General features: G+C 62.9%; 1 protein-coding gene. It reads left to right on the top strand.

All coding sequences use genetic code 11. From position 1 onward, the window contains the following. Positions 1 to 66: 66 nt before the first annotated feature. Positions 67 to 1,211, top strand: a protein-coding gene (locus ABIB54_RS17835; protein WP_354576875.1) for an IS3 family transposase whose coding sequence is annotated in 2 segments (ribosomal slippage) — positions 67 to 346 and positions 346 to 1,211 — 1,146 coding nt in all. Because the reading frame shifts where the segments join, the coding sequence is not laid out codon by codon here. The last annotated feature ends 41 nt before the right edge of the window (positions 1,212 to 1,252 follow it).

Raw genomic sequence — 1,252 nt, 5'->3', positions numbered from 1 at the left:
GGGACTGCCCCCGGTTTGGTTGACTCCTGACCTGTGGAGATTCGTCTCCGCTGGAAGGATGTCACCATGCCCAAGCCCTACCCACTCGAGTTCCGGCGCGATGTCGTCGCGGTCGCTCGCAAGCACGAAGCCCCGCTGAACCAGATCGCGAAGGACTTCGGTATCTCCGAGTCGTGCCTGGCGAACTGGTTGAAGAGAGCCGATGTCGAAGAGGGGGTGAAGCCCGGGGTCACGGAGAAGGAGTCGGCTGAGCTGCGTGAGGCGCGGAAACGGATCCGGTTGCTGGAGCAGGAGGCCGAGGTGATGCGCCGCGCGGTCGCGTATCTCTCCCGGGATGTCAACCCAAAATGATGTACCCGCTGGTCCGTGAACTGGCCGTCGACGGTGTCCCCGTCACGGTGACCTGCCGGGTGTTGTCCTTCTCCAAACAAGGCTTCTATCAGTGGCTCCGAAACCCGGTCTCGCAGCGTGATTGGGATGACGCTCACCTGACCAACGCCGCGTGGGAGGCCCACCAGGATGACCCGGCGTTCGGTTACCGCTTCATCGCCGACGAGCTCCACCAGGCGGGCTTGAAGGCGGGCGAGAACCGGGTCTGGCGGTTGTGCTCCCAGCAGCGGCTGTGGTCCGTGTTCGCGAAGAAACGTGGTCTGAGGGGCAAGGCCGGCCCGCCCGTCCATGATGACCATGTCCAGCGGAACTTCACCGCGATAGGCCCGAACCAGCTGTGGTTGACGGACATCACCGAGCATTGCACCGATGAGGGCAAACTGTATCTCTGCGCGATCAAGGACGTCTGGTCGAACAAGATCGTCGGCTACTCGATCGACTCCCGGATGAAAGCGTCTCTGGCGGTCGCTGCGGCCCGCAACGCGATCGGGCAGCGCGAGATCGATGGCACGATTCTGCACTCCGACAGAGGCTCGCAATTCCGCTCGAACGCCTTCGTGCGGGTGTTGAAGAACAACGGCATCACCGGGTCGATGGGCCGAGTCGGCGCGTGCGGCGACAACGCCGCGATGGAGTCCTTCTTCGCCCTCCTGCAGAAGAACGTCCTCGACCGGCAACGATGGTCGACCCGGGAGGAACTACGCCTGGCGATCGTGGTCTGGATTGAGCGGACCTACCACCGCAAGCGTCGGCAACGCCGCCTCGGTAAACTCACCCCGATCGAGTTTGAGACAATCAACATGGCCCTCAACGCCGCATAAAACCACTAACCCAACGAGTCAACTGAACTCGGGGCAGTCCC

Source organism: Frigoribacterium sp. UYMn621 (genome assembly GCF_040549525.1).
Taxonomy (GTDB): Bacteria; Actinomycetota; Actinomycetes; order Actinomycetales; family Microbacteriaceae; genus Lacisediminihabitans.
This window is presented reverse-complemented; position numbering and strand designations above follow the sequence as displayed.